The following is a 25,312-nucleotide window of genomic DNA, read 5'->3' as shown; positions in this document are numbered from 1 at the left end:
GTACACACTGCTCACTGCATACTGCCTATTGCTTCCTGAATCAAGTCCTGCTCAAAACCCCGGCTCATCAGGTATTGGATGACTTTGAAGCGCTTTTTGAAGGGATCTTTTTCCTGAGTTGATTCCCATTTTTTCTCCGTTTGAGTCAATAGGGTATCATAATATTCTTCCGGGTCGATTTCTACCAAAGCAGCGCGGATGGATGCTTGGCTGATTTTGCGGAGTCGGAGTTCCTGCTGAATCCGGTTTTTCCCCCACTTTTTCAGGCGAAATTTGCCCCGGGCAAAAGATCGGGCAAATCTCTCCTCATCCAAATATCCTTCCTGAGTCAAGAATTCGAGAAGTTCTTCGATATCTTTTTCCTGTATCCCTTTTTCGAATAGTTTTCTTCTCACTTCCCATGCACAGCGCTCCTGATAAGCACAGAAATTTTGGATTTTTTCTTTGGCTTCTTGGACTGACCAATAATTTTTTGGGGTCTGATAGTCGTTATTTTTTCCCCAGCTGGACATTTTTGGTAATTTTGGTTGAAATTAACCCCGCTACCTGTTTTTTCAAACCAAATAAATTTTAGCCTATCATGAGAAAAAAAATCGTCGCCGGCAATTGGAAAATGAACATGACCTACGATGAAGGTCAAAAACTCACTTCCGAGATAGTTAACATGTACAAGGATGAAGCCATCAAGGATGTGATTGCCGTGCTGAATCCCCCTTTTCCTCACCTTTTTCCTGTAAAAAAATTAATCGGGGATACTCCGGGGATTTTTCTGGGAGCTCAGAATTGCTCAGATAAGGAATCAGGGGCATTCACCGGAGAAGTATCTGCAAAAATATTAGCTTCTTTCGGAGCAAACTATGTCATTTTGGGGCATTCGGAGCGGAGAGAATACTTCAAAGAATCCAATGATCTGCTCACTGCCAAAGTAAAACAAGCCTTGGCTAATGGCCTCACTCCGATCTTCTGCTGCGGAGAGTCCTTGGAGATCCGCATGGCAGGCACCCACGAAGCCAATGTTAAATTCCAGTTGACTGAAAGTCTTTTTGACCTCTCCCCGGAGGACTTCTCCAAGGTAGTCATCGCTTATGAACCTATTTGGGCTATCGGAACCGGCAAGACTGCCACAGCAGATCAGGCGCAGGAAATGCACTTGGCCTTGAGAAGACATATTGCCAGCAAATACGGAAAAGACATCGCCAATGCTACCTCGATTCTTTATGGAGGTAGTGCCAATCCGGGAAATGCCAAGGAGCTCTTTTCCAAGCCGGATGTGGACGGTGGACTCATCGGGGGAGCTTCCCTCAAGTCCAGAGACTTTATCGAAATCATCAAGTCATTCTAATCCATTCCCCTCGGGAAAAATTAAAATTAGGTCTGTGTTCCCGCAGACCTTTTCTTTGTGTCCGCATTCAATCACATCGCTATGGAATACCTGGAGTTTAAAATCAAATGCCTGGAAGAATTCAGGGAAATTCTGATCGCAGAGCTATCTGAGATAGGTTTTGACTCCTTTTTGGAAACAGAAGATGGGATCGATGCCTACATTCCAGAGGATGGTTTTGAAAGGTATGCTTTCGACGATTTAATAGAAAGATATCGGGACGCTGCCCAAATTCAGCTCACCGAGGGCAAAATGCCCAAAGTCAACTGGAATGAGGAGTGGGAGAAAAACTACGATCCCATTGCCGTGGGAGACTTAGTCTATGTGCGGGCTTCTTTCCACCCTTCTCAGTCGGGCTATCGGCATGAGATTGTGATCAATCCTAAGATGTCCTTTGGCACCGGGCATCATGCCACGACCTTTCAGATGCTCAAGCATCAGGGAGAACTGGACCATCAGGGCAAGCGAGTCTTGGATGTAGGCTCCGGAACGGGCATTTTGGCCATCATGGCCCATCTTCTTGGAGCGAGCGAAGTTCAAGCTTTCGATATTGATGACTGGTGTGTGGACAATGGAAATGAAAACTTTGACCTGAATGGGATGCAGACCCGAATGGGGCTAGGCACGATCAGACAAGTCAATCCCCAGGGTCCCTTTGATATCGTCTTGGCCAATATCAACAAAAACGTGCTGCTGGACGAAATGGAAATCTATGCCTCATTACTCAAGCCGGAAGGATTCCTTTTGCTGAGTGGGTTTTATGCTGAGGACGTGGAGGATTTGGTTTCTTTGGGAAAAAAGCTTGGATTGAACTGGATCAAAACTTCCACCCGGGAAAATTGGGCAGCCTTAATTCTCCAAAAAATAAGCTAACCTCTCTTCTGACTTCCTCTTGCAAAAAGCCTCTTAATCCAAAGGCTCTTGGACAATAGAATAGCTATGAACGAACTTCTTTTTTATTCAATTTTATTTGTTATCGTAATCGGCCACGCCATCGCAGCATTCCGAATGTACCGAGAAGTAAATGCCGATTCAGGCATGAGTTTTCATGAAAAAAACAACTGGAAGCTGAAGGCATTGATTTCTCCTCTGATTTTCCTGTCCTATTATCGTCAGGACAAAAGGCGACGAAATCGGGGAGAATAGAAACTTTTTCCCCTGAAAGTTCGCTTATACCCTATCTTCCCTCTGCAGATTTGGAGGGACTCATCCCAATTACTTTTGTAATTTTATCCCATGGAGTACGTCTGGAAACAAAAACCCAAAGCCTCGCAGGCAGCAATTGAAAAGCTCGGAAAAGAGATCAATGTGAATCCTATTCTGGCCAATATGCTGATCAACAGAGGTGTGGAGACGTTTGATCAGGCCAAGGATTATTTTCGCCCCAATCTCAGTCAGCTTCATTCGCCTTTTCTCATGCAGGACATGGACAAAGCGGTGGACCGAATCCATAAGGCGATCCAAAATGGGGAGAAAATCATGGTCTATGGTGACTACGATGTGGATGGCACCACAGCAGTAGCTCTTATGTACAGTTTTTTGAAGGGCATCTATTCCGAAGTGGACTTTTACATTCCCGATCGATACAAGGAGGGCTATGGGATTTCGGAAAAGGGAGTACGCTTCGCCGCCGAAAACGGATTTTCATTAGTCATTGCCCTGGATTGTGGCATCAAAGCCATCGACAAAGTGGCTTTGGCTTCCGAGTTGGGAGTGGATTTCATCATTTGTGACCATCACACACCCGGTGAAACGCTGCCCGCAGCGATAGCCGTTTTGGATTCAAAAAGAGAAGACTGCGCTTATCCTTATAAGGAGCTCAGCGGCTGTGGAGTAGGCTTCAAGTTGATTCAGGCTTATGCCAAATCCCAGGGGATAGAAGAGTCCAGACTTTATCCTTATTTGGATTTGGTAGCGGTAAGCATTGCGGCGGATATCGTTCCGATTACAGGAGAAAACAGAATTTTAGCCTTTTTCGGCTTAGATCGGATCAATAACAATCCCCGGCCCGGATTGAAAGCCTTGATCATTCAGGCCAAGGTGGAAAAGGAAATCCAAATTTCGGATATCGTATTCAAAATCGGGCCTCGAATCAACGCTTCGGGAAGACTGGAGCATGCGCAGGCTTCGGTGGAGCTTTTGATTTCCTCCAACCTGGACGAGGCCATCGAGCGGGCTAAGCTGGTCGATGAGGTGAATGCCACCCGCAGGAATTTTGATGAAAATATCACCAAAGAGGCCTTTGAAATGCTTGCTGAGCGGGAAATGGAGGCAGAATGGAATTCTACTGTTTTGTTTAAAGAGGATTGGCACAAAGGGGTGATCGGGATTGTAGCGAGCCGATGTATTGAAAAGTACTATCGTCCCACCATCATCCTCACTGAGTCTAACAACAAAGCGACCGGAAGTGCCAGATCGGTGGTGGACTTTGATATCTACGAAGCCATCGCCGAATGTGCCGATCTCTTGGATCAGTTTGGGGGACATAAATACGCGGCGGGACTTACCCTGAGCGTGGATAAAGTCCCGGCTTTTCAGGCCAAGTTTGAGCAAGTGGTCAAAAGCCGAATTGAAGAGATTCATCTCAAGCCAGTCATCGAAGTGGATGATGAGCTGATTTTGGATCAGATCAATTACCGCTTTTACAATATTTTGAAGCAAATGGCACCTTTCGGTCCGGGAAATTCCGAGCCGGTATTCCGAATCAGCAATGTCTACGCTGAAGAAGTTACCGTATTGAAAGACAAGCACCTTCGGTTCAAAATCGTACAAGACGGGCAGCTGACCACACCGGTTTGTTTGGGTTTTGGGATGGCAGACCGTGCCAAAGATCCTGACCTGACTACCGTGAATATGCTGCGTGGAAGGATGCGATTCGATATCTTGGCAGAAATCCGGGAAAACTTCTTCCGTGACAAAAGCAGTTTGCAACTTTACGTAAAGGACATCAAATTCGACTGATATGAAGCTTCGAGCCGAACACCTCGTCAAAATCTACAAAGGCCGCCGTGTGGTCAATGACATTTCAGTTGAAGTGGAGCAAGGGGAAATCGTAGGTCTCTTGGGGCCAAACGGTGCGGGGAAAACCACCTCATTCTACATGATCGTGGGACTCATTCAGCCCAATGAGGGTAAGATTTTTTTGGAAAACGAGGAAATAACCTCCTTGCCCATGTATAAGCGAGCCAAGCTTGGGATCGGGTACTTAGCGCAGGAAGCGTCTGTTTTCAGGAAACTTTCCGTTGAGGAGAATATCCTTGCGGTCCTGGAAATGACCAAAATGCCCAAGGCTGAGCAAAAGGAAAAAGTGGAAATGCTTTTGGAGGAGTTTAGCCTCACCCATGTCCGGAAAAATCTCGGGATGGTCCTTTCCGGAGGAGAAAGAAGAAGAACCGAAATCGCCAGAGCCTTGGCTGTAGACCCGAAGTTTGTGCTTCTTGATGAGCCCTTTGCAGGGGTGGATCCAATCGCTGTGGAGGAGATTCAGACAATCGTCGCTAAGCTAAAGACAAAAAATATCGGCATTCTGATCACTGATCACAATGTCAACGAGACCCTGTCCATTACTGATCGAGCCTACCTGATGTTTGAAGGAAGACTGCTCAAAGCAGGTACCGCGGAGGAGCTCGCTGCCGACGAACAAGTGCGAAAAGTCTATTTGGGTAGTCAGTTTGAGCTGAAACGCAAAATTTTTAACTGATGGAAGTCCTCAATACGTTTATGACTTGGCTTTTCAAAAGCCGACTGGGACAAATAGACTATTTCAAAAATAATCCCCATGAGGTCCAAAAAGCCACTTTTCGTGAACTAATCGAGGCTGCAAGCAGGACTGAATTCGGGAAAAAATATGGCTTTGAGAAAATAAAGTCCTACTCTGACTTTTCCTCACAAGTCCCGCTTTTTGACTACGAAAGCTTCAAGCCGTTCATTGAAAAGACCATGAAAGGCCATCAAAATGTCATTTGGAATACAGATATCGAGTGGTTTGCCAAGTCTTCGGGTACCACCTCTTCCCGAAGCAAATACATTCCCATTTCGGAAGAAAGCCTGGAGGAATGCCACTACAAGGGAGGCAAGGACATGGTCTCTCTCTACATCAGCAACTATCCGGACACCAAGCTATTTACCGGCAAAAGTCTGTCCATCGGGGGCACTTTAGAAAAAAACCCACTGAATCCTGAAGGAACTGCCCGAGCAGGAGATGTCTCGGCAGTGATCATGCAAAACCTTCCCATTTGGGCTCAATTTGCACGCACTCCTTCCTTGGAGACAGCCTTGATGAGCGAGTGGGAGTCCAAAATCGAGAAAATGGCCCGAGAGACCATGAATGAAAATGTGACCTCTATCGCCGGTGTGCCGACTTGGACGATCGTGTTGCTGCAGCGCATTCTCGAATTGAAAAAAGCCAAGCATATTCTGGAAGTTTGGCCCAACCTCGAGGTGTTTTTCCACGGGGCAGTGGCTTTTGGCCCCTATCGGGCGCTTTTCAAAGAACTCATTCCTTCCGAAAAAATGCGCTACATGGAGACTTACAATGCCTCTGAGGGGTTTTTTGGGGTGCAGGACCAGACGGATTCGGATGAATTGCTCTTGCTTTTGGATTATGGGATATTCTATGAGTTTATCCCCATGGAAGAGTGGGATAGTGAAAACCCTAAAACTCTTCCGCTAAATGAGGTAGAGGTAGGGAAAAACTATGCAATGGTCATCTCTACCAATGGAGGCCTGTGGCGATACAAAATCGGCGATACAGTCAAATTCACTTCAACTAGCCCTTATCGATTCCGGATTTCCGGGCGGACCAAGCATTTTATCAATGCTTTTGGAGAAGAAGTCATTGTGGAAAATGCCGAAAATGCTATTCAATTTGCCTGCGAAAAGACGGGCTCCACTATTACCAATTTTACCGCAGCTCCGGTCTATTTTGAAGGAAATGGATCTAAAGGGGCTCATGAATGGATAGTTGAGTTCAAAAAAGCTCCGGACGATATGGAGGAGTTTGCTCAGGTTCTGGACCGGCGGCTGCGTGAAATCAATTCCGATTACGACGCTAAGCGGCACAAAGACTTGGCATTGACCCGGCTTATCCTTCATCCGGCTTCACCGGGTCTTTTTGAAGCATGGCTAGGCAAAAAAGGAAAGTTGGGCGGGCAGTATAAAGTGCCGAGGCTTTCCAACTCCCGTGAGTACTTGGATGAGATCTTGGAGATGATGAAGGGGTAAAGGCTTGACCGTGGAATCAGGAATGGCTTAAGTCTTTTTCCTATTGAGCAAGGATAATGCAATACAAAGACAGCCGAATCAAGCCACTTGCATAAAGTTTTTGGGTATATTTTCGGAAGAAATTTACCTTGGTCATCTGACCACCTTCACTAGCTTCATGTCCCGTTTTCATCTTATTTCCTTATATACTTTTTGCATCGTTGCAGTATTTCTCGCTGCGATGGCCTATTGGTCCAGAACTCCGGAAGTTCCCTCTGTGGAATCCACTTTTCAGGAGCAGCCTCTTGTGCTTTACCCTTCTTCCGGAAGTCGGGATTCCATCCGTTTATTTGATTTGCCCAAGGAAATGAGCTTTGCCGGGGAGAAAGTTCCCCTCGAAGAGCCCGATGTTTTGGAGAGATTGGAGCGGGAAATCTATGTAAATGCCTATTGGGAATCGAATATGATCCTGCTCATGAAGCGCTCAGGAAAGTATTTTCCCCAAATCGAAGCCATTCTGGAAAAGGCAGGGATTCCCGATGACTTCAAATATTTGGCTTTGGCAGAAAGCGGGCTGATGAATGTTGTCTCCCCTGCCGGAGCTCGGGGGTTTTGGCAGTTTATGGAAAGTACTGCCAAGGAATATGGACTGGAAGTGACCAAGGATGTGGACGAGCGCTACCATTTCGAAAAATCCACCCAAGCCGCTACCCAATACCTGAAAAAAGCCCATGCGAAGTTTGGAGACTGGACGGCAGTGGCGGCAAGCTACAACATGGGCCAAAGTGGATTTTCCCGGAGACAAGAGGAGCAGCTTCATTCCAGCTACTACGACCTTTACCTCAACGAAGAGACTAGCCGCTACCTTTTCCGGATTTTGGCTTTCAAGGTGATTTTTGAGAATCCGGGGGAATTTGGCTTTCACCTGAAGGAAAAAGACTACTACCGAAATCCGGAGCTAAAAACAGTTCGCGTGGATGAAGACATCAAAGACTTGGCTGCTTGGGCCAAAGCTCAGGGAAGCTCCTACAAACAACTCAAACTATACAACCCTTGGCTGAGAGATCGTAATCTGAATGTCAGAAGAGGCCGTGCCTATGACATTCAGCTACCCAAATGATCCTGCCACTCTTTACTACACCAACCAAACCATGAAAAGAAGAAATTTTATGCAAATCACCGCTTTGGGAGCCAGTACCTCCCTTCTCACAGGTACCTCCGCTTGGGCTGAGAGCACTCTTTCTCCCGAATCCCAACTGGAAAAGTTGACTTCACGGGTGGAAGATATCCAGCCGATTTCTTTGGACGAAAGGAAAAGCCGGATCGCCAAAGCCCAAAATCTGATGGAGCAAAACGGCATGGCTGCTATCGTTTTGGATTCGGGTACTTCCATGAATTACTTCACCGGCATGACTTGGGGCCAAAGCGAACGACCCATGGTGGTGGTGATTCCTGCACGTGGCGAAGTGAGCTACATCTGTCCCAAGTTTGAGCAGGACCGTCTCAAGGAGCGGATCAAAATCGGTTCGGCGGTATATCCATGGGAAGAGGACGAAAGCCCCTACGAGCAGATCAAGAAAGCTGTTTTGGACTCTGGCGCTCGCTCCGGAAAGATAGGCATCGAAGAGCGGGTTCGGTTTTTCATTGCAGATGGACTCCGGCAGGTAGCAGGAGGATTTGACTTAGTCAGTGCAGATCCAGTCACCATTCCCTGCAGGATCATTAAGTCACCGGCAGAAATCGCCCTGATGCAGCGAGCCACAGAAATCACCATTGAAGCCATGAAATTGGGCTTTTCTGCCCTCAAAGAGGGAGTAAATCCTTCTGCATTTTCTTCTGCTGTGGCCCAAGCCCATCAGAAAATGGGAGGAAGACATGCCTTTGCTTTGGCCAATTTTGCCGAAGCCTCAGCTTTCCCTCATGGGACAACCAAGCCTCAGGTATTGAAAGCCGGAGATGTAGTCTTGGTGGATTGTGGCTGTACGGTCGAGGGTTACAATTCAGATATCAGCCGGACAGTCGTATTTGGCGCAGAACCTACTCCAAGACAATTGGAAATCTGGAATCTAGAAAAAGAAGCCCAAATGGCCGGCTACCGTGCCGCACAAATCGGTGCCCCGCTCGAAGCAGTCGATGCTGCCGCCCGAAAGGTGATTACTGATGCGGGATTTGGTCCGGATTACAAGCTTCCGGGATTGCCACACCGAACAGGTCATGGTATAGGCATGGACGGACACGAGTGGGGGAATGCAGTCCGGGGAAATAAAACCATTCTTGAGCCGGGGATGTGTTTCAGCATTGAGCCAAACATTTCTATAGTAGGGGAGTTTGGGGTAAGACACGAGGATTGTGTGTACATGACCGAAAATGGGCCGGTTTGGTTCTCTCAACCAAGCCCTTCCATTGATCAACCCTTTGCTTAAAAAAAAGGGAAGCTCTTAGCTATTCCTTCAGGGAATAGTGGAGTTTGGATCGGTCTTCCGCTCAAAAAATCGTACCTTCGCCGTTTGAAATTTTCCCTATTCCAATGAGTAAATCCCCTACTGGAACCGAAGAGTTTATTGAAATTTTCGGTGCCAGAGAACATAACCTCAAAAATCTGGACATTCGTATTCCCCGCAATAAGCTGGTGGTGGTGACTGGGCTTTCCGGCAGCGGAAAGAGCTCCCTTGCTTTTGATACCATCTATGCGGAAGGTCAGAGAAGGTACATGGAAAGCTTCTCTGCCTATGCCCGATCATTTTTGGGGGGATTGGAGCGACCGGATGTGGATAAGATCAATGGTTTGTCTCCGGTGATTGCCATCGAGCAAAAGACCACTTCCAAAAATCCCCGCTCCACAGTAGGGACAGTCACGGAGATTTACGATTTCATGCGTCTTCTTTTTGCCAGAGCAGGGGAGGCGTATTCCTATCTCACGGGGAAAAAGATGATCCGACAGACCGAAGATCAGATCATTGAGCAGCTTTTCTCCAAATTCCAGGGTAAAAAACTGTATATCCTCGCCCCGGTGGTCAAAGGCCGAAAAGGGCATTACCGGGAGCTTTTCGAGCAGATCCGAAAAATGGGCTTTTCCAAAGTCAGAGTGGACGGAGTCGTCATGGATTTGGTCCCAAAGATGCAGCTCGATCGATACAAAATACACGATATTGAGATCGTCATCGACCGGATTGTAGCTGATGAATCGGATCGGTTTCGGATCACCCAATCGCTCAAATCTGCTTTGCAGCATGGAAAAGGAGTGATCATGATCCGGGAGGAAAATGGAGAAATCCATCATTTTTCCAAATACCTGATGGATCCTGAGACAGGTTTATCCTATGACGAACCGGCTCCCAACAGCTTTTCTTTCAACTCCCCTTATGGAGCCTGCCCAACCTGCAACGGACTAGGAATCACAGAAGAAATCACCCGGGAAAGCATCATTCCTGACCCCAGCCTCAGCATCACCCGAGGAGGGATTGCTCCCTTGGGAGAATATCGTGATATCTGGATATTCAAAAAAATCGAAGCGATTCTGAAGCATTACAAATGCTCCATGAGTACTCCGATTAAGAATTTGCCGGAAAAAGTGGTCGAAGTTTTACTCTACGGGGACAAAGTGGAGGTGGCCGTAGATTCGGTCAAATATCCGGGGACTAAATGGCATACCACATTCGAGGGGATTGTCAATTTTCTCCAGAAATACCAAGAGGGAAGTTCGGATAAAATCCAAGATTGGGTTTCTGAATTTACCATCACCCAGACCTGCCCCGATTGCGAGGGGTATCGCTTGAAAAAGGAGGCGCTGCACTTCAAAATCGATGAAAAACACATCGGCCAATTAGCAATGATGGACATCCGCGGGCTTTCAGAATGGTTTGTGGATTTGGAAAGCCGCATGACAGAGAAGCAGCAAATTATCGGGGCGGAGGTCCTCAAGGAAATCCGAAAAAGAATCGGATTCCTGATGGATATTGGTTTGGATTACCTTTCTCTAAATCGTCCATTGAAGACCCTTTCCGGAGGGGAGGCCCAGCGGATTCGATTGGCTACTCAGATAGGAACTCAGTTGGTCGGAGTGCTTTACATTTTGGACGAACCCAGTATTGGCCTTCATCAGCGGGACAATGTCAAGCTGATCAAAGCACTCCAAAGCCTGAGAGATCTGGGGAATTCCGTCTTGGTGGTGGAGCATGACAAAGACATGATGCTGGAATCAGACTTTGTTCTGGATATGGGCCCGGGTGCCGGAAGGCACGGAGGCCATGTGGTGGCGGCAGGACATCCAGGTGATATTTTTAATAATGGCTCAGTGACTTCCCGATATCTCAGCGGAAAGCTTGGAATGGAAGTTCCCAAGAAAAGGAGGCCGGGGAAAGGACAGCATCTGATTCTGAAAGGGGCTAGCGGCAATAATCTCAAAAAGGTGGATTTGGAGCTTCCTTTGGGAACGCTGATTCTCATCACAGGGGTATCCGGTAGTGGGAAAAGTACCCTGATTCATGAGACCTTATATCCCATTCTGAACCGGCAGTTTTATAACTCCAAAAAGGAGCCCATGCCCTATCAGAGCATCGAAGGATTGGAGCATTTGGATAAAGTAATCGAGGTGGATCAAAGCCCAATCGGGCGGACTCCCCGATCCAATCCGGCCACTTACACCGGGGTGTTTTCGGATATCCGAACGCTCTTTACTGAGCTTCCCGAGGCAAAAATCCGAGGCTACAAACCGGGAAGATTCTCTTTCAATGTGAAAGGAGGGCGATGCGAGGACTGCGAGGGTGCGGGAATGAAGCTGATCGAAATGGATTTTCTCCCCGATGTACATATCCCCTGCGAAACTTGCAAGGGAAAGCGGTACAACAGGGAGACTTTGGAGGTAAGATTTAAAGGGAAGTCCATCTCCGATGTTCTCGACATGACCGTGGAGCAGGCGGTGGAGTTCTTTGCCAATCAGCCGAAGATTCTCAGGAAAATCAAAACGCTAAACGATGTAGGGCTTGGCTACATCACCTTGGGACAGCACGCCACCACGCTTTCCGGAGGGGAGGCGCAGCGCGTCAAATTAGCCTCGGAGCTGTCTAAAAAAGACACCGGGAAGACCTTTTACATCCTCGATGAACCTACAACAGGCCTGCACTTTCAGGACATAGATTTACTGATGGGCGTATTGCAAAAGCTAGTGGAAAAGGGAAATACAGTCCTCGTGATCGAACACAATCTGGATGTGATCAAAATGGCCGACTACGTGGTCGATTTGGGTCCTGAAGGAGGCAATGCCGGAGGATCTATCGTGGTGAGCGGGACACCTGAGAAGGTAGCTGCTCATCCACAGAGTCATACCGGGAAATTCTTGGCCCTCGAGCTCAATCGCTCAAATTGATACCCAAATCAACCCCCTCGCCCTTTTATCAAATTAAGATATGGGGAATATTTGGCTGACCTATATTTGACCTTACTATGAACAGAGTCAGGCTGTACTGGATTTTGCAGATCATTGGATGGGGAAGCTTTGCCTTTGTCAATATCTTTTTTGCCTCTCTTTCTCAGGGTATTTCTTCAGTACAGCTTTGGGCTTTTATCTCATTGGCTTGTTTTTACCTGCTTTCTACCCATGCCCTGAGGCATCTGGTGAAGACCTACGAGTGGTTTAAGCTGGGGATTTTCCGCCTCCTAGTACAGACTCTTTTTACCTTACTATCACTGGCTGTAGTCAATGTGCTGGCGCAAATTCTGATCAATATTGCCTTTGGAACCCTTAATCCCGACGAGGATTTTCGAGCCTTGGTGATTGCGGTCAACCTCTTCGTCAGCTTTCTTTATTACTCCTTTTGGTTTCTGTTGTATTTCCTGTTTCACTTTTTGGACAACTACAACAACAGCCTAAAGTACGAGGCCAAGATCAATGAAATCCGCCTCAACCACCTGAAAAGTCAGCTAAATCCACATTTTATTTTCAATGCTTTAAATTCTGTTCGCGCCCTGGTGGACGAAGACCCGGAAAAAGCCAAGACGGCCATCACCCGCATTTCAAACATGCTTCGGTTTTCCTTGATGATGGATAAAAAGCAGGTGATTGAGTTTGGAGATGAATTGGAGACGGTCAAGGACTACCTGGCATTGGAATCCATCCGATTTGAAGAAAGATTGGAAGTAGTTTATATGATCGAGGATGAAGCATATTCTTACAAAATCCCGCCCATGATGCTGCAGACCATAGTGGAGAATGCCATCAAGCACGGCATTTCCAATTTGGTAAAAGGTGGCCTTATCGAGATCAAGTGCAGGGAAGGCTTGCAGGATGAATTATATATTCAGGTCAAAAACAGCGGCTACCTGACCAGCCAAAAATCCAAGGAAAAGAAAAAAGAAGGAGGGCATGGATTGGAAAACACCAAGCAGCGCCTAAAGCTTCTTTATGGAGACAAGGCCAGTTTCCGGATCTTCAACTCCGGCAACCAATTTGTCATAACCGAAATCAAAATTCCGAAACAAAGAGTTACTTTAGAATAACGAAAGCCTATAATAATGAGAGCAATTGTAATTGATGATGAAAGATTGGCCAGAAAAGAGCTGATCACTTTGCTAAATCAACTGGAGACCGTGGAGGTCGTAGGGGAAGCAGTCAATGTGGATGATGCCAAGGAAAAAATCGAACAGCTCCAGCCGGATGTGATTTTCCTGGATATCCAAATGCCGGAGAAAACAGGATTTGACCTATTGGAGGAGCTCGACCATGTACCCCACGTCATATTCACCACAGCTTATGACGAATATGCGCTGAAGGCCTTTCAGGTCAATGCCCTGGACTATCTCCTGAAGCCGATTGAACCCAAGCGCCTGGAAGAAGCTATCAACCGCCTGATCGGAAAAATCGAGGGAGCCGCAAAAAATCAGGAAAACGGAGGCTATCAAAACAATAAAAAACTCACTCTGGATGACCAGGTTTTTGTAAAGGACGGGGACCGCTGCTGGTTTGTAAGACTGTCCAATGTGCGCCTTTTCGAATCAGACGGGAACTACATCAAGGTCTACTTTGACAACTTCAAGCCAATGATCCATAAGTCACTTAACGCCTTGGATGACAGGCTGGATGAGAAGTCTTTTTTCCGTGCCAGCCGCAAGCACATCATCAATCTGGGCTGGGTGGAAGCTATCGAGCCTTGGTTTAATGGTGGCTTGGTAGTAACTCTTCGAGGAGGAGATCGGATCGAGGTGAGCAGAAGGCAAGCTGCCCGATTCAAAGAAATGATGAGTCTTTAATTTTCATAGGCAAAAAAAAGCATTTGATTTTCAAAAGAAAATTTGGACATTAGTTTGACTAAAGGACTTATCCTTTAGCTTTCACCTCAAAGCACTATCGTTATTGCCCTATGAAAGACGAAAGAATACTGATCGTAGAAGATGAAATCAGCATTGCAGAAAACATTCAGGAGATCCTAGAGCTCCTGGGCTATGTCAATATTGATATCGCCAACTCTGCCAATCAGTGTATCAAGATCATCAAGAAATACCGGCCTGATCTCATTTTCATGGACATCAAGCTGAAGGGAGACAAGGACGGAATTGAGCTTGGGGAGATTATAAAGCAGATGGTGGATGCTCCTTTGGTATTCGTGACATCTTACAGTGACCCGACTATTATCGAGCGGGCCAAGCGAATTTCTCCGGCGGGCTTTATCGTGAAGCCATTCAATACGAATGACATTCACGCCATTGTAGAAATCGTTCTCTATAACAAGCGCACCAAGCCTGCCCCGGAAGCGGCGGTAGTTAAAGTAGGCAATGAAAGTCCCTTTTTGGTGGATGATGCGGTTTTTATAAAAGCCGACAATGCCTTCGAGCGGGTACAATACGATGACCTGTACTACGTGGAGGCCAATGGCAACATGGTCACCATCTTTACCAAAAACAGAGACTACAGCATTCGTAAGTCCATGAAGGAAATTGAAGAAATTCTTCCTTCCCATCTTTTTCTCCGGGTTCAGAAGTCTTTCATTGTTCAATTGGGCCAAATCGAAAGCTTCAATACCAAGGACATCAATCTCAAAAACGGAGCAGTAGTGCAGGTAGGAAGGCAATATTACAACAGCTTCCTGGCCAAGTTGAATACCATCACTGAAAGTTAAGCTAGAGACCCCTCGGGCTAAGCAATATCTCCTGTCCAAAATCAGGATATCAAAAAAAAGGCGGGTAAAACCCGCCTCTTTTTATACCAAACAATCAACCAAATTAACCCTTACGAGTCACTCTTTATCCCACCTCGGGCGCCGTGTGCGCGGGGGTGGAGGGAGTTTTATAAATGTCTACCTGAAGAAGTTCAGGACCTGAGTTGGCTTCCAATCCGATTTGTGGAGTAGTTGGTTTAGTGATTTCAAATCGGGCAGTTTGCTGTGCTAGTTGGGTTTCAGCTTTCGCTTTGAGAACTATGGTGATTGCCATGGCAAAACCCAGAGCCGCACAGACGTTTTTTTGGGAAAAGATTGAAGTATTCATGGCAGTAAATAAGTTGGTTTGTTTTCGTAGGGGGGTTAATGCCAAAAGCAGACCCAAAATAAAAAGGGGCCAAAACAGCTGATTTAGACCCTTTTGCCAAAAATATCTGTACGCTTGCGTACACTTAACCCCCGATGGCGGACAGAAAATCGTACGGGCGGACAGGCAAAGAAGCCTTAATCCGATTGAGGAGTTGCCCAGCAAATTCAAGTGGATTTTAAGATCAAGATGAATGAGACCAGTAGGTTCTTTTTTCCGATCATCGGAATTCCCTTGTCAAATTGAAATTTCAATCCTATTTTTAAGAAGTTCTTAGTGAGCTGTCAACCAATAATCACCCTTCCTATTTTCCTATGATTCGGATTACATTAGCCGATGATCATAAACTATTTGCCAAAGCCCTCGAGGGCTTGATCGAAGAGCATGAAGGCTTTTTGGTTGAAGAACTATTTCCTAATGGGAAGGAGCTTCTCGAATATCTGGTAGACAACCCCGTGGACATCGTACTCACTGACCTCAACATGCCCGTGGTCAATGGCTTTGAGGTGTTGAAGTATTGCAAAAAGCATTTTCCTGAGATTAAAGTAATCGTGCTTTCTATGTATGATGATGAAAAAATCTTCAAAGAGGCGGTCGCCTTAGGTGCAGACGCATTTATTCTCAAAGATGCTGACCCGGATGAGTTGATTTTTTCCATCACAGAAGTGTACGAAGGAAGGTATATCAAAAATTTTGACCGGGTAATCCAGCAGTCCAAACAAGGGCCGTTTTTTGACGGGTTTAGGGAAAAATACCGCCTGTCCCGACGGGAAACACAAATCCTGAAAATGATCACCGATGGAATGATTAATAAAGACATGGCCGAGTCCCTCAATCTCAGCATTCAAACCATCGAGACTCATCGCAAAAACATCAATCAAAAACTTCAGGTCAATTCTCTGGTCGATTTGCTGAACAAGGCCAAGGAAATGAACCTGTAATCTTTCCCATGAAATCTCCTATTCGTACCGCATTGGTGGGCTATGGTTCTGTAGCTGAAAAAATGCATGCCCCGCTGATCGACGTTTGTCCGGACCTGGACCTAGTCGCTGTCGTCGAGCGAAACAGCAATAAATGTGAAAGCAAATACCCTCGGGTCAAAACCTACCGCAGCCTCGACGATCTGCTGCAGGCCGATGCTGCGGACTTGATTTGTATCACTACGCCCAATGAATTCCACTTTCCCATGGCCAAGCAATGTCTCCTGGCAGGAAAACACGTGGTGGTCGATAAACCCGTGACCGTGCACTCTTGGGAGGCAGAGGAGTTACAGACAATAGCTTCCGAAAAAGGCCTGGTCTGCAGTGTCTTTCACAATCGCCGATATGACGGAGATTTTCGAACCCTGCAAAAACTGGTAGCAGAGGGGACCTTGGGAAGATCGGTCTACGTGGAATCTCACTTTGACCGGTTTCGGCCTCAGGTTTCTGAAAACTGGAGAGAAAAGGACGTTCCCGGAAACGGCATCACTTACGACTTGGGAGTCCACCTGATCGATCAGCTTGTTCTCCTTTTCGGAGCGCCGGAGAGTATTTTTGCAGATATCCTAAAACAGCGTACTAACGCCGTTTCGGATGATTACTTCGAAATTTCCCTCTTTTACCCGGGCTTCAAGGCAAGAGTGACTGCTGGAGTTTTGGTCAATGTATCTACACCTAAGTTTTTGCTTTTGGGAGAAAAAGGAAGCTATCAGAAGTTTTTCCTGGATGTACAGGAGCAGGCTTTCAAGGATGGAAAAAGGCCCGAAGGGAATAATTGGGGAGTAGAACCGGAAGAGCGTTGGGGCAAACTTTATCTGGAAAATGAAACAAAGCCTCTGCCGACTGAAAAAGGTGATTACCGGATTTTTTACCAAAATGTAGCCCAAGCCATACTTGAGGGAGTGGAGCTTTTGGTGACTGTCCCTCAGACGATAACTGTGCTGAAACTGATCGAAGCTGCCTTTATTTCCTCCAAGGAAGGCAGAAAAATCCCTCGGGCAGAAGGAGCTTGGTAATCAAAATTGGCTTGGACTTTGCCAAAAGGTGATCTAAACCAACTGTTTATTATCATGAAAAAGCTGCTGATGCTATCCCTCTTCTTGCTGGGATTTGCTTCTCTATCCTTTTCCCAGGTCAGCGTAGGACTTAATCTTCAGAATTCACGAAACTTTGTAACGGTGGGAACCGATCCTGACAAGACCTTCTTCTTTGACGGAAGATTGGGACTGGGAAGAGAATTGGGGCTGGAATTGGTCGGTGCTTATAATTTCGTCCAAAAGAGCGAAGTCAATGCCTATTTCGGACTGGGATTGGGGCTTTTTGACCACTATCACCCGAGAAAGGACCGGTACTACGACGAAACCTATTTTGCAATCCCTGTAGGTGCCCTCATCAAACCCTTCAATAACAAGGATTTTGGATTCCTGATAGAGGTGTCGCCGGTGTTTTATAGCGAATACGGCAACTATCTTCGAGGAGGGATTGGAGTGAAGTACACGATTAGATAAATTAATCGGAATAGAAAAAAGGCTTCAAAATCAAGAGTTTTGAGGCCTTTTTTAGATTGGAATACCAATAATTTCCCTTTTTACTCTTCTTTCTTTCACGCTTGAAATCAATTTGTTTCCTTATTTTTGCGCCCTATGGCAAAGACAGAAACTCCAGGCGAAAACGCCCAATTGAAAGATATTATTTCCCATGCCAAAGAGTATGGTTTTGTGTACCCAAGTTCTGAGATCTATGACGGCCTGCAGGCAGTCTATGACTACGGGGCTTATGGAGTCGAATTGAAAAATAACCTCAAGCGCCTGTGGTGGGAGACCATGACCCGCGTATCCGACAATATCGTTGGGATCGATGCGGCGATTTTTATGCATCCGACCACTTGGAAAGCATCTGGTCACGTGGACAGCTTCAACGATCCCATGATCGACAACAAAGACAGCAAGAAGCGCTACCGTGCTGACGTATTAGTCGAAGAGCATGCTGCCAAGTTGGAAAATGAAGGTCAAGTCGAAAAAGCCAAGTCGCTCACCGCTGCTTTGGCCCGACTCCTTGAAGCAGAAGATCTAGCTGGAGTGCGTGATCTGATCACCAACGAAGGTATCAAGTGCCCGATTTCCGGTACATCCAACTGGACCGATGTCCGTCAGTTCAACTTGATGTTTTCGACCCAAGTGGGTTCGGTAGCAGAAGATGCCTCGACCATCTACCTACGTCCGGAGACCGCACAGGGGATTTTTGTCAACTTCCTCAATGTGCAAAAGACGGCACGTATGAAAGTTCCTTTCGGGATCGCGCAGATCGGAAAGGCTTTCCGAAATGAGATCGTAGCCCGTCAGTTCATCTTCCGTATGCGTGAATTTGAGCAGATGGAGATGCAGTTCTTTGTACGCCCTGGCACGGAGCTCGATTGGTATCAGAAGTGGGCAGATACACGAATGAGATGGCATTTGGCTTTGGGCACGCCTGCGGCAAAGCTTCGCAAGCACGACCACGAAAAGCTCGCCCACTACGCCAATGCAGCGATGGACATCGAGTTTGAGTTTCCGTTTGGCTTCAAAGAAGTGGAAGGTATCCACTCCAGAACCGACTTTGACTTAAAGTCCCATCAGGAATACTCCAAGAAAAAGCAGCAGTACTTCGATCCGGAGATCAACCAAAACTATATCCCGTATGTGATCGAGACGTCCATCGGTGCGGACCGCTTGTTCCTCTTGACCCTTTGCAACGCATACACGGAAGAGAAAACCGAGGAAAAGAGCAGAACTTACCTGAAGTTCCACCCGGCAATAGCTCCGGTGAAAGCAGCCATTCTTCCGATCGTGAAGAAAGACGGACTGCCTGAGAAAGGGCAGGAAATCGTCAACCTGCTGAAATACGACTTCAATATCATCTATGAAGATTCCGGATCAATCGGCAAGCGCTATACCCGTCAGGACTTGATCGGCACGCCGTTCTGTATCGCCGTGGATCATCAGACTTTGGAAGACAATACCGTCACCATCCGTCACCGAGATACCACCGAGCAGGAGCGCGTAGCCATCTCAGAACTTCATGGGCGAATCGCTGAGGCGACGAGCTTTAGAAGAATATTTGAGAAGATTTGATTTCGGTCCCCGAGCTGGTTGAGGGGCCGATGACCGATGAGAAGCCGTCAGAATTAAGTTTCTGGCGGTTTTTTTCTTTTTAGAACTGTCAGTCCAAAAGGCTTTCGGTACTGACAGGTCTATTTTATTTAAAAACCTGTTAAAAATACCCTTCATAGGGTATTTTGAGGATGTTATTTCTATTGTAGTTTCAGTCTTGGAGACTTTCAGTTAACGCGTATTCTTTATTTCGATTGATTAAGACTAACCCTTTTGATAATTCAATCTATCCAGAACAGAATGAAATCAATTATCTAATATTCCGATGAATTACTTCGAACTACATGATATCTACAATGTTGCAAAAATTGTATATGATCGCGAATTTAAAGAGGAAGATTTAATTATGGGGAGCCAAAAAAGAGTAGTTGAGGATTTGTCCCTTCACAAAATCCATACTCAACAAATTAAAGCAAGTGGGAAACTTCAGGATTTCTACAGGCCTTCCTCAAATCTTTCAATGAGAGTAATTGTATCTACTCGGGCAAAATCGCTTTTTGAATCTTTTAGAAATGAAAATATCCGATATTATCCCTGTCCAGTTTTAAGAGGAAAGGAGTTTGTAGAAGGCTATTGGATTACCGATAAAGTAATCTTCGATGATGAATGGGTAGATTTTACGAAATCTGAATTCTTCCTCCGAAAAAGAAAACTTATCAGTGAGGAAAATGAACCTCGTGCCAGATATGAAGTCTCTGAACAAATCATTCAATTTAAAGACCTATGTGATTTCAATAATTTCCGAGAAAAGGAAATGTGGCACATGGATGAAAGGTACCCCTACAGAATAATCATAAAAGAAGATTGTCCACATCATGTTTTGTCCATTCACACTACTGGTCCAAGATATCTAATAATCTCGGAAGAGCTAAAAACCGAACTCCAAAAACAGAAAATGGACAAGGGTGTGGAATTCAAGCCTCTGGAAATTCCTGATGAGGAATGGGGTGGCCCAAATGGTATTCGAAAGCAGTTTTATAAATAACTTAGAATCCAGCCCCGACCAGTTCTGGGCTGGATTTCTCTTGATTCCTAATTAGCTGATTAAATCTAAGGTCTAGATCAATTATCCAAAAAAGCCGTCAGAATTGATATTCTGGCGGCTTTTTGTCTAAAATCTTATGTCTTATGTCTAAAGTCTAGATCCTAAAACTCCACCTTCCCCTTTTCCTCCCCTTTTCCCAAAAGCATGCTTCGGGGGGACTTGGATTGAAAATAGACATGGACGATATTTTGCTGCCCGTCAAAGTCTTCAAGCAAAATCGTGTTTTTCATTTCTACGGTTTTGGGGGTTTCGGCTTGGTAGGATTCCAAATAAAACCAAGCCGCATCTTCTTCCACTTCATAGCCCAGGTAATTTAGCGTTAGCAATTTGCCATTGACCCAGATTTGGTTGTGCTTCAGCAGATAGGTTTTGAGTTGACTTTCCAGTTTGGCCTTGTCTTTAGGCTTGAGAAAATCCACTTTTTCCTCAAACTCATTTCCCAAGGCCACTTCCAGGTCATCCCAAAAAATCTTCTGGGCGATTTCCATCTTTTGGGAAGCAGGATTGTATCTCATCTCCGTGAGGCTAATGAAAAAAGGATGGAAAAGACTCATCCAAATTGAGAAAATGAAAATGTAAGTGTGTTGCATCTAGTCAAAGAAATGAGCTGAATTTGGGAATTTCGGTGTATTATTGCCCGCAATTTAACTCATTTGAGACGAATCACCCGAAGATGAATTTATTCCAGCTTTACTTCAAACTTGGACTCCAGCATATCTTGGATATTAATGGGTTTGATCATATCCTATTTGTCCTGGCACTTTGTGCAGTATATGTCGCCCGGGATTGGAAAAAAATCCTGATTCTGGTCACCGCCTTTACCATTGGGCACTCGCTGACTTTGGCTTTGGCCACCTTCAATGTAGTCAATGTACGGTCGGATGTGATCGAGTTTCTGATTCCGGTGACCATTGCTATCACGGCCTTGTTTACCCTATTCAAGCCCAAACCTTCCAATGGGAAAGGCATCTCTCTGAACTACTTCTTCGCGGGATTTTTTGGATTGATCCATGGTTTAGGTTTTTCCAATTACCTGAAGGAATTACTGGGAAAAGAAGCAAGCATCTGGCAGCCTCTGTTGGCATTCAATATCGGTCTGGAAGTAGGGCAAATCATCATCGTGACCGCTTTCCTTTTGGTTACTTCCTTGCTTCATCTAGCTGGGGTCAACAGAAAGGACTGGACCTTAATTGTCTCTGCGTTTGTGCTGGGCATTGCCTGCATTCTGATGCTGGAGACCAAATTTTGGTAAAAAATTACCTTCCAAAACAGAATTCTTTTCTGTTTGGACATCAAGTTGTTACTTAGAAAATCGAATTAGGACCAATATGAACATGAGGAAAAAACTACTCGCGATTGCCGCTTTGGGATTGGCGGGAATCTCTCCCTTGCTGGCTCAGCATACCGAGCAAAACCACGCTGTCCGTTTTGAGCAGTTGGGGACCATGCTGCGCACTCCCAATGTCTATCGTACCGCGTCCGGGGCACCCGGTCACATGTACTGGCAGCAGCAGGCCAATTATGTCATCGATGTCGAGCTCAATGACGACAATCAGTCCATCAAAGGCTCTGAGACTGTAACCTACATCAACAATTCCCCTGATCAGCTGACCTATCTTTGGCTTCAGCTGGATCAAAATAACAGAGGAAAAGATTCTGACACACCAAAGGTGACCGAATCCAGCATAGGACCAAGAATGTCCATGCGGGCATTGGAAGGTATTCTTTGGCATTCAGATGATCACGATATCAAAATCCTTTCGATCAAAGGTCCCGATAGCAATCCTCTGAATATCGCCATCAACAAAACCATGATGCGGGTTGACCTTCCTCAGCCACTCAAATCCGGAGAATCTTTTACTTTTTCCATAGACTGGAGTTTCAATATCACTGATCGGATGAGCTTTATCGGAGGTCGTCCAGGGTATGAATTTTTCCCGAAAGACGGCAATTACCTCTACACCATGTCAGAGTGGTTTCCAAGAATGGCCGTTTACTCAGACTTCGAAGGCTGGCAAAACAAGCAGTTCCTGGGTTCAGGAGAATTTGCTTTGACTTTTGGAGACTATGAAGTGCGGATCACAGTACCTGCGGATCATATGGTCGGTGCGACTGGGGTACTTCAGAATCCTGAGGAAGTGCTTTCTTCCACCGAGCTGGAGCGTTGGAACAAAGCCAAGCAGACTTATGATACCCCTGTAGTCATCCGTACTCAGGCTGAAGCTGAAGCCTTGGAAAAGAAGAAAGCGACCGGAAAGAAAACCTGGGTGTTTAAGGCTGAAAATGTCCGTGACTTTGCCTGGACTTCTTCCCGCAAGTTTATCTGGGATGCCATGGCTGTGAAACTGGCCGGAAAAGACGTGATGGCCATGTCTTACTACGGCAAAGAGGGCAATCCGCTTTGGGAGCAGTATTCCACCAAGGTAGTAGCCCATACGCTCAAGTCTTATTCAGCTCATTCGTTTGATTATCCTTATCCCACTGCCATTTCGGTAGAGGCTTCCAATGGAATGGAGTACCCGATGATCTGTTTCAACTATGGTCGTCCGGACGCCGATGGTACCTACTCAGATGCGATCAAATATGGCATGATCTCCGTGATCATCCACGAAGTAGGTCACAACTTCTTCCCGATGATCGTCAACTCCGACGAGCGTCAGTGGACCTGGATGGATGAGGGATTGAACACCTTTATGCAGTTTATGGCAGAGCAGGAGTGGGACAGAAACTATCCTTCCCGTCGTGGTCCAGCACATAAAATTGTCCCTTACATGAGAAGTGAAAAGCACTTGCTCGAGCCGATCATGACTAATTCGGAAAACATCATTCAGTTTGGTCCCAATGCCTACGCCAAGCCGGCCACTGCTTTGAATATCCTTCGCGAGACCGTGATGGGTCGTGACTTGTTTGACTTTGCATTTAAGGAGTATTCCAAAAGATGGATGTTCAAGCATCCGACCCCGGATGACTTCTTCCGAACCTTGGAAGATGCCTCCGCGGTGGACCTGGATTGGTTCTGGAGAGGATGGTTCTATGGTACCGAACCGGTGGATATCGCTATCGAAGATGTGAAATGGTACAAGCTGGACAACAGAACTGCAGCACAGAAGAAGGCAGATGCCAAAGCGGAGTTTGACCGGGAGGAAAGCTATGTCTCCAAAGAGTACAATAAAACAGATGTGGAGCAGACAGTCGTAGAAGCCGATCCTGCTACCCGTGATTTCTACAACAGCTACAATCCGTTTACTGTCACTCCGGAGGACGAGGATGCCTACAAGAAGTTTATGGCTAGTCTATCTGACAAGGAAAAAGCGTTACTCAACAGCAACCTGAACTTCTATGAGATGACCTTCAAAAACGTGGGAGGATTGGTGATGCCTTTGATTATTGAGTTTCACTATGCAGATGGTACCTCTGAAATCGAGCGGATTCCTGCCGAGATCTGGAGAAAAAATGAATCTCAGGTGACCAAAGTTTTCCCTAAGCAAAAAGAAGTCGTGCGTTTTGTCCTCGATCCAAAGCGTGAAACAGCCGATATAGACGAAAGCAGCAACTATTGGCCAAGACAATACCAGCCTACCCGATTTGAATTATTCAAAGGTGCAGGTGGTGTAAGAGGCGCTTCCATGGGAGATAATCCGATGAAAAAGGCGCAAAAGAAATAAATTCCTTCTCTGGATTTAAAATGCCCCGATATGCCTGATGGCTGTCGGGGTATTTTTTTGCTAAATCCAGCCATGACATTTATCAGCTTAGGGAAAGGAATTTTTTATCTTGATTTTGGGCATAAGGGGGAATAAATACTTGGGAAAATGCTCTATTTCCAAATTCGACGAAATACTTGATGATTAAGACTTGGGGAAAATTTTTTTTCTAAATTCAGACTTTACTACGTTTTCATTTATGAAAAAGAAACCCATTTTCATCTTATTGGCACTTGTGGCTTTTTCCTGCAGCAAAACTACAGAGCCGATTTCCCAAGCCCCTCCGGAAGTGAAGGTTACTCCAGTTGTATCCCAAGAAGTCAAACTGGAAAAGGATTTTGTAGCCCAAATCTATGGTAAAATGGATATCCCAATCCGGGCTAGAACCGAGGGTTTTCTGGAAGGGATTCATTTTCAGGAAGGAAGGATGGTTAGGAAGGGAGATTTGCTCTACACGGTTGACCCTGATCCTCTGAAAGAAAATGTCAATACAGCGATGAGTCAATTGGCTGAAGCCAAGGTCTCTCTGACTCAGGCGGAAAATGATCTGGCCCGGTATGAGCCACTTGCTGAAATCAACGCCATTTCCAAAAAAGACTTAGACGCAGCAGTAAGCCGGAAAAAATCGGCCGAAGCCATGGTAGAGGCAGCTCAATCCCGCGTCAATTTTCAGAATATTCAGCTGGGGTATACCAGCATCAAATCCCCTATTTCCGGATTGATCGGGAAGACCAATGCCAAAGTCGGCGAGTTTGTGGGGAGAGATCCCAATCCGGTGATTTTGAATACGGTCTCGATTATTGATTCGGTAAGGGTGGAGTTTTTCCTTTCCGAAAATGACTACCTGGATTTGTTTAGAGATTATCAGGAGCACCACAATAAAGAGCAGAGAGCACAGGCACTCCGCCTGATTTTGGCGGATGGTTCGGTTTTCAATCACGAAGGATATGTGGATTTCGTCAACCGGCAAATCGATACCAATACGGGCACTATCCTGATTCAGGCTACTTTCCCTAACCCCGAGAGCCTAATCCGCCCGGGTCAATTTGCCCGGGTCAGAGCCGCTATCAGTACTGTGCCGGATGGAATCTTGGTGCCCCAACGAGCGGTGAATGAGTTTCAGGGTCGATTTTTTGTCTTTTTGGTTGGAGAAGGGAATAAGCTTACTCAGCGAGAAGTCAAACTGACAGGGCCTTATAGAGACTATTTTTTGATTGAGTCAGGAGTCAGTCCTGGTGATAAGATTGTTTTAGAAGGCTTGCAAAAAGTCGCCGAAGGACTGGTGATTCAGCCTGTGGAGGTAAAGTTTGAGTCCCAATTCCAAGACTGATCCC

The 25,312-nt window shown here is 46.0% G+C and carries 23 protein-coding genes; 20 read left to right on the top strand and 3 right to left on the bottom strand.

Going from position 1 to position 25,312, the window contains the following annotated elements; genetic code table 11:
- Positions 1–11: 11 nt before the first annotated feature.
- Entirely contained in the window at positions 12–512 is a 501-nt protein-coding gene (locus AAA938_RS09930; RefSeq protein ID WP_338228568.1) for a regulatory protein RecX, read from the bottom strand.
- Between the two features lie 68 nt (positions 513–580).
- Between AAA938_RS09930 and tpiA the strand changes: the two genes are divergently transcribed.
- The 12 genes from tpiA (at position 581) to AAA938_RS09870 (ending at position 14,694) form a co-directional block, all read left to right on the top strand.
- Positions 581–1,342, top strand: a complete 762-nt coding sequence (tpiA, locus tag AAA938_RS09925) for a triose-phosphate isomerase (protein ID WP_338228566.1) — start codon at positions 581–583, stop codon at positions 1,340–1,342.
- An 81-nt stretch (positions 1,343–1,423) separates the two neighbouring features.
- Positions 1,424–2,254 carry a 50S ribosomal protein L11 methyltransferase gene (gene prmA, locus AAA938_RS09920; protein ID WP_338228761.1) on the top strand — a complete coding sequence of 277 codons (831 nt, stop codon included), beginning with the start codon at positions 1,424–1,426 and terminating at the stop codon, positions 2,252–2,254.
- Between the two features lie 66 nt (positions 2,255–2,320).
- Positions 2,321–2,527 (top strand): hypothetical protein, encoded by a 207-nt coding sequence (locus AAA938_RS09915; RefSeq protein ID WP_338228565.1) that lies wholly within the window; start codon positions 2,321–2,323, stop codon positions 2,525–2,527.
- A gap of 90 nt (positions 2,528–2,617) precedes the next feature.
- A complete protein-coding gene (gene recJ, locus AAA938_RS09910; protein ID WP_338228563.1) occupies positions 2,618–4,342 on the top strand; it encodes a single-stranded-DNA-specific exonuclease RecJ in 1,725 nt (574 codons plus the stop codon).
- Position 4,343: 1 nt separating this feature from the next.
- Positions 4,344–5,081 (top strand): LPS export ABC transporter ATP-binding protein, encoded by a 738-nt coding sequence (lptB, locus tag AAA938_RS09905; protein WP_338228561.1) that lies wholly within the window; start codon positions 4,344–4,346, stop codon positions 5,079–5,081.
- Positions 5,081–6,604 (top strand): GH3 auxin-responsive promoter family protein, encoded by a 1,524-nt coding sequence (locus tag AAA938_RS09900; protein WP_338228560.1) that lies wholly within the window; start codon positions 5,081–5,083, stop codon positions 6,602–6,604. The genes lptB and AAA938_RS09900 overlap by 1 nt, the downstream gene beginning before the upstream one ends.
- Positions 6,605–6,761: 157 nt before the next feature.
- On the top strand, positions 6,762–7,703 hold the full coding sequence (locus AAA938_RS09895; RefSeq protein ID WP_338228559.1) for a lytic transglycosylase domain-containing protein: 942 nt from the start codon (positions 6,762–6,764) through the stop codon (positions 7,701–7,703).
- Positions 7,660–9,006 (top strand): M24 family metallopeptidase, encoded by a 1,347-nt coding sequence (locus tag AAA938_RS09890; protein ID WP_338228557.1) that lies wholly within the window; start codon positions 7,660–7,662, stop codon positions 9,004–9,006. Before AAA938_RS09895 ends, AAA938_RS09890 begins: the two co-directional genes overlap by 44 nt.
- Before the next feature lie 104 nt (positions 9,007–9,110).
- Positions 9,111–11,948 carry an excinuclease ABC subunit UvrA gene (uvrA, locus tag AAA938_RS09885; protein WP_338228556.1) on the top strand — a complete coding sequence of 946 codons (2,838 nt, stop codon included), beginning with the start codon at positions 9,111–9,113 and terminating at the stop codon, positions 11,946–11,948.
- Between the two features lie 77 nt (positions 11,949–12,025).
- A complete protein-coding gene (locus AAA938_RS09880; protein ID WP_338228554.1) occupies positions 12,026–13,078 on the top strand; it encodes a sensor histidine kinase in 1,053 nt (350 codons plus the stop codon).
- Between the two features lie 15 nt (positions 13,079–13,093).
- Positions 13,094–13,828 carry a LytR/AlgR family response regulator transcription factor gene (locus tag AAA938_RS09875; protein WP_338228552.1) on the top strand — a complete coding sequence of 245 codons (735 nt, stop codon included), beginning with the start codon at positions 13,094–13,096 and terminating at the stop codon, positions 13,826–13,828.
- 110 nt (positions 13,829–13,938) lie between these two features.
- Positions 13,939–14,694, top strand: a complete 756-nt coding sequence (locus tag AAA938_RS09870) for a LytR/AlgR family response regulator transcription factor (RefSeq protein ID WP_338228550.1) — start codon at positions 13,939–13,941, stop codon at positions 14,692–14,694.
- Between the two features lie 124 nt (positions 14,695–14,818).
- Here AAA938_RS09870 and AAA938_RS09865 read toward each other — a convergent pair whose 3' ends face one another.
- The gene (locus AAA938_RS09865; protein WP_338228548.1) at positions 14,819–15,061 is read right to left on the bottom strand and encodes a hypothetical protein; all 243 of its coding nucleotides are present in this window, start codon (positions 15,059–15,061) and stop codon (positions 14,819–14,821) included.
- A 353-nt stretch (positions 15,062–15,414) separates the two neighbouring features.
- Between AAA938_RS09865 and AAA938_RS09860 the strand changes: the two genes are divergently transcribed.
- The 5 genes from AAA938_RS09860 (at position 15,415) to AAA938_RS09840 (ending at position 20,214) form a co-directional block, all read left to right on the top strand.
- Positions 15,415–16,041, top strand: a complete 627-nt coding sequence (locus AAA938_RS09860; RefSeq protein ID WP_338228547.1) for a response regulator — start codon at positions 15,415–15,417, stop codon at positions 16,039–16,041.
- A gap of 8 nt (positions 16,042–16,049) precedes the next feature.
- Entirely contained in the window at positions 16,050–17,096 is a 1,047-nt protein-coding gene (locus AAA938_RS09855; protein ID WP_338228546.1) for a Gfo/Idh/MocA family oxidoreductase, read from the top strand.
- Positions 17,097–17,150: 54 nt separating this feature from the next.
- Positions 17,151–17,588, top strand: coding sequence for an outer membrane insertion C- signal (locus tag AAA938_RS09850; RefSeq protein ID WP_338228544.1), 438 nt, complete (start codon positions 17,151–17,153; stop codon positions 17,586–17,588).
- A 135-nt stretch (positions 17,589–17,723) separates the two neighbouring features.
- The gene (locus AAA938_RS09845) at positions 17,724–19,190 is read left to right on the top strand and encodes a glycine--tRNA ligase (protein ID WP_338228543.1); all 1,467 of its coding nucleotides are present in this window, start codon (positions 17,724–17,726) and stop codon (positions 19,188–19,190) included.
- Positions 19,191–19,494: 304 nt separating this feature from the next.
- Positions 19,495–20,214 carry a hypothetical protein gene (locus tag AAA938_RS09840; protein WP_338228541.1) on the top strand — a complete coding sequence of 240 codons (720 nt, stop codon included), beginning with the start codon at positions 19,495–19,497 and terminating at the stop codon, positions 20,212–20,214.
- A 161-nt stretch (positions 20,215–20,375) separates the two neighbouring features.
- Here AAA938_RS09840 and AAA938_RS09835 read toward each other — a convergent pair whose 3' ends face one another.
- Complete coding sequence (locus AAA938_RS09835) at positions 20,376–20,828, bottom strand: DUF6702 family protein (RefSeq protein ID WP_338228540.1); 453 nt, start codon at positions 20,826–20,828, stop codon at positions 20,376–20,378.
- Positions 20,829–20,947: 119 nt separating this feature from the next.
- Here AAA938_RS09835 and AAA938_RS09830 point away from each other — a divergent pair, with 119 nt between their 5' ends.
- The 3 genes from AAA938_RS09830 (at position 20,948) to AAA938_RS09820 (ending at position 25,308) form a co-directional block, all read left to right on the top strand.
- Positions 20,948–21,526: a HupE/UreJ family protein gene (locus tag AAA938_RS09830; protein WP_338228538.1), complete on the top strand. Its 579-nt coding sequence runs from the start codon at positions 20,948–20,950 to the stop codon at positions 21,524–21,526.
- An 82-nt stretch (positions 21,527–21,608) separates the two neighbouring features.
- On the top strand, positions 21,609–23,939 hold the full coding sequence (locus tag AAA938_RS09825; RefSeq protein WP_338228537.1) for a M1 family metallopeptidase: 2,331 nt from the start codon (positions 21,609–21,611) through the stop codon (positions 23,937–23,939).
- Positions 23,940–24,177: 238 nt separating this feature from the next.
- Positions 24,178–25,308 (top strand): efflux RND transporter periplasmic adaptor subunit, encoded by a 1,131-nt coding sequence (locus AAA938_RS09820; RefSeq protein ID WP_338228536.1) that lies wholly within the window; start codon positions 24,178–24,180, stop codon positions 25,306–25,308.
- The last annotated feature ends 4 nt before the right edge of the window (positions 25,309–25,312 follow it).

Origin of the sequence: Algoriphagus taiwanensis (assembly GCF_036245645.1) — a bacterium.
Taxonomy (GTDB): Bacteria; Bacteroidota; Bacteroidia; order Cytophagales; family Cyclobacteriaceae; genus Algoriphagus; species Algoriphagus taiwanensis.
Note: the sequence above shows the minus strand (reverse complement) of the source record. Positions and strands in the feature narration are given on the sequence as shown.